Origin of the sequence: Rhizobacter sp., assembly GCF_031412495.1 — a bacterium.
GTDB lineage: Bacteria > Pseudomonadota > Gammaproteobacteria > Burkholderiales > Burkholderiaceae_C > Schlegelella_A.
In genome coordinates this window covers 1-3,547 of sequence record NZ_JANODC010000174.1, presented here as the reverse complement: position 1 = coordinate 3,547, position 3,547 = coordinate 1, and the positions used below count along the sequence as shown (strand labels likewise).

Here is a 3,547-nt window from a genome sequence, read left to right as displayed (position 1 = left end):
CGTCTTCGCCGTGGCCCCGCACCATCCGCTGGCCGCCGCGACGGCGCCGATCGGCGACGCCGAGCTCGTCAGCCACCGAGCCGTCGCGGTGGCCGACTCCGCGCACCGGCTGGCGCCGATCACGCTGAGCCTGCTGCCCGGGCAGGACGTGCTGACGGTGAGCGACATGCGGGCCAAGATCGATGCCCAGCTGCGCGGCCTCGGTTGCGGCTTCGTTCCGGAACCGGCGACGCGCGACCACGTCGCCGCCGGCCGTCTTGTCGTCAAGGCGGTCGAGCGCCAGCGCGCGGCGGCCCGGCTCGGCTATGCGTGGCGCCAGCCCGTCGCCGGCCGGGCCAGCCCCGGGCGCAAGCCGCAGGCCGGGCTGGCGCTGCGATGGTGGCTCGACCGCCTGGAGACGCCGGCGACGCGGCGGGGCCTGCTCGAGCGGCATGGTGACCGGGCCGGCAGCGGCGCGCATCGCGTCACCGTGCAAGCCGCCGACCGCTGACGCCATGGCGCACCGCACCGAGCCAGGCGGCGTGCCTTATGTCGGCCGCTTCGCACCCTCGCCGACCGGGCCGCTGCACGCCGGCTCGCTGGTCGCCGCCCTCGCCTCCTGGCTCGACGCGCGGGCGCACGGCGGCCGCTGGCTCGTCCGCATCGAGGACATCGACACGCCGCGCAACGCCGCCGGTGCGGCGGAGGTCATCCTCGGTCAGCTCGACCGTTGCGGCTTGCGCCCGGACGGACAGGTCGTGTTCCAGTCGCAACGGACGGCTCTCTACGAAACAGCCCTGCAGCGCCTGCTCGGCTCGGGTGGGGCGTATCCCTGCGGCTGCAGCCGGCGCGACCTCGCCGTCGCGGCGGCCGCGGCCGGCTACCCGCTGCCGGGGCGCAACGAAGAGCTCCGCTACCCGGGGACCTGCCGCGGCGGGCTGCATGGCAAGCCGCGGCGCTCGATCCGCCTGCTGACGCAGGCCTCGGGACCGGCGGCCTACGGCGACGGTGCTGCCGTGGTCGAGTGGACCGACCGCCGACTCGGGCGCCAGCGCCAGGACGTCGCCGGCGCGATCGGCGACTTCGTCCTGCGCCGCGCCGACGGGCTGTGGGCCTACCAGCTGGCGGTGGTGGTCGACGATGGCGAGCAGGGCATCACCGACGTGGTGCGCGGCGAGGACCTGGCAGGCAGCACGGCCCGGCAGATCCTGCTGCAACGCCGTCTCGGCTTGCTCGAGCCCATGTACCTGCACACGCCGGTAGTCCTGGGCCCCGACGGGGAGAAACTGTCGAAGCAGAACGGCGCGCCCCCGCTCGACCTGGGCTCGCCCCTGACGGCCCTGCGCGACGCCGCCGCGGTGCTCGGCATCGCGCCCGATGGCACCCGGCTTGCTGCATGGCTGGCCGGTGCCGTCGACGCCTGGCGAAGGGCCGTGCGGGCCTGAAGCCGGCGCGGGCACGCGGCTTTTCCCGCCCGGCTGGCATCATGCCGCCCTCCCTACCGGTCGATCCGGCGCCTGCTCCCTCCACCTCAGCGAAAGCACCTCCATGCAAACGACCGCCTCCGGGCTCCAGTTCGAAGACACCGTTCCCGGAAACGGAAAGCTCGCCGAAGCGGGCCGGCTCGTGTCCGTCCACTACACCGGCTGGCTCTACGAAAGCGGCGTCAAAGGCGCCAAGTTCGACTCGAGCAAGGACCGCAACGATCCCTTCGAGTTCGATCTCGGCGGCGGCAGCGTGATCCGCGGCTGGGACGAGGGCGTGCAGGGTATGCAGGAAGGGGGCACCCGGATCCTCGTCATCCCGCCGGCGCTCGGCTACGGCGTGCGCGGCGCCGGTGGGGTGATCCCGCCCAACGCCACCCTGATATTCGAGGTCGAGCTGCTGCGCGCCTGATCCCGGCCAGGCACGTTTCCATGCCCGTTCGCTACAACATCACGCACACGACGGTGTATCGCTACCGTCAGCCGGTGCGCTTCGGCGAGCACCGCGTGATGTTCCGGCCGCGCGACAGCCACGACCAGCGCGTCCTTTCGACGGCGCTCGACGTGAGCCCCGACGCGTCGGTGCGGATGATCCAGGACCCGCTGTCGAACTCGGTGGCGCTGGTCCAGCCGCTCGCGCCGGCCGACACGCTGGAGATCGTCTGCAAGTTCGGCATCGAGCACGCGCACAGCAACAACCTGGAGCTGCCGCTCTCGCCAAGCGCGGAGCTCTATCCCTTCGCCTACACGCTCGAGGAGCGCTACGACCTCGAGCACTACCTGCGGCCCTACCACGAAGACGCGAACGGGCGCCTCACGGCGTGGGCGCGCCAGTTCATCCGCACCGACGGCCCGACCGGATCGCGCGACCTGCTCGTGGCGATGAACCAGCACATCCGCAACGAGCTGCGCTACGCGGAGCGCGACGAGGAAGGCACGCAGACGCCGCAGCAGACGCTCGACGCCGGCAGCGGCTCGTGCCGCGACTTCGCACTGCTCATGATGGAGGCGGCGCGCCGCCTCGGCTTCGCGACGCGATTCGTGTCGGGCTACCTGTACGACCCGGCGCTCGACGGCGGGCCGGGCAACGGCACCCAGGGCGCAGGCTTCACCCATGCCTGGCTGCAGGCCTACCTGCCGGGCGCGGGCTGGGTGCCCTTCGATCCGACCAACAACCTGCTCGGGGGAACGCAGCTGATCCGCGTCGGCGTCGCCCGCGATCCCTCGCAGGCGGCGCCGATCTCCGGCAGCTGGTTCGGGCAGACCGGCGACTACCTCGGCATGACGGTCCAGGTGACCGTGCAGAGACGCTAGCGGGCGAACCCGCTCAGCGCGGTCTCAGCGGGCGAACCCGCCCGGGCGGGCACGCTGCGGCTTGGGCCGACCCTTGAAGGCGCCGGTTCCCGGTCGAGCCGCGGCGGGGCCGCGCTCGTCGCGGCGCGGCAGGGCACGGTCGAAGGGGTTGCGACGCGGCTCGGCACGAGCGGCGAACTCGCCGCCGCGATGCTCGTGCGGCCGGCGCACCTCGTGACGCGGGCCGCGGCCCGCCGGCACGTGGCGCCCGGCCGGTGCGCCCGAGTTCGCGAAGAGCTTCGGCTGCGGCCCCGTCGGCTCGAGGCCGGCGATGGTGGCGACCGGGATCTGCTGCGTCGTGAACTGCTGGATGCGGCGCATCATGCCCGCGTCCTTGCGCTCGGCGATCGTCAGCGCCAGGCCGTCACGGCCAGCCCGACCGGTGCGGCCGATGCGGTGCACGTAGTCCTCCGGCTTCATCGGCAGGCCGTAGTTGATGACGTGGCTGATCGTCCGCACGTCGATGCCGCGGGCGGCGACGTCGGTTGCGACGAGCACGCGCAGCTGCCCGGAACGCAGCCCCTGCAGCACGCGGTTGCGCCGGCCCTGCGGCATGCCGCCGTGCAGCGCGGCGACCGAGTGGCCGAGCTCGGCGAGCCGGTCGGCGAGCCGGTCGGCATCGATCTGGGTGCTCGTGAAGACCAGGGCCTGGTCGACCTCGCGCTGCGTCAGGATGTGGTCGAGCAACGCGTTCTTGTGCGCGAAGTGGTCGGCCCAGTGCAGCCGCTGCT

General features: G+C 73.1%; 5 protein-coding genes. 4 read left to right on the top strand and 1 reads right to left on the bottom strand.

Annotated elements, in window-relative coordinates; translation table 11 throughout:
- The 4 genes from AC30N0_RS06470 to AC30N0_RS06455 all read left to right on the top strand — a co-directional run.
- On the top strand, window positions 1-490 hold a 490-nt coding region (locus AC30N0_RS06470), incomplete at its 5' end, for a LysR substrate-binding domain-containing protein (RefSeq protein ID WP_489517106.1).
- 4 nt (window positions 491-494) lie between these two features.
- Window positions 495-1,424 carry a tRNA glutamyl-Q(34) synthetase GluQRS gene (gluQRS, locus tag AC30N0_RS06465; protein ID WP_489517105.1) on the top strand — a complete coding sequence of 310 codons (930 nt, stop codon included), beginning with the start codon at window positions 495-497 and terminating at the stop codon, window positions 1,422-1,424.
- A gap of 103 nt (window positions 1,425-1,527) precedes the next feature.
- On the top strand, window positions 1,528-1,875 hold the full coding sequence (locus AC30N0_RS06460; RefSeq protein WP_489517104.1) for an FKBP-type peptidyl-prolyl cis-trans isomerase: 348 nt from the start codon (window positions 1,528-1,530) through the stop codon (window positions 1,873-1,875).
- Window positions 1,876-1,895: 20 nt separating this feature from the next.
- The gene (locus AC30N0_RS06455; RefSeq protein ID WP_489517103.1) at window positions 1,896-2,777 is read left to right on the top strand and encodes a transglutaminase family protein; all 882 of its coding nucleotides are present in this window, start codon (window positions 1,896-1,898) and stop codon (window positions 2,775-2,777) included.
- A gap of 24 nt (window positions 2,778-2,801) precedes the next feature.
- Here the strand turns inward: AC30N0_RS06455 and AC30N0_RS06450 are convergent.
- Window positions 2,802-3,547: helicase-related protein (locus AC30N0_RS06450; protein WP_489517102.1), on the bottom strand; the 746-nt coding region annotated here is incomplete at its 5' end.

What these genes read in the sequence shown, in the direction of transcription:
- gluQRS (WP_489517105.1), top strand. Translation starts at nt 495, where the DNA reads ATGGCGCACCGCACCGAGCCAGGCGGCGTGCCTTATGTCGGCCGCTTC.
- AC30N0_RS06455 (WP_489517103.1), top strand. Translation starts at nt 1,896, where the DNA reads ATGCCCGTTCGCTACAACATCACGCACACGACGGTGTATCGCTACCGT.
- AC30N0_RS06460 (WP_489517104.1), top strand. Translation starts at nt 1,528, where the DNA reads ATGCAAACGACCGCCTCCGGGCTCCAGTTCGAAGACACCGTTCCCGGA.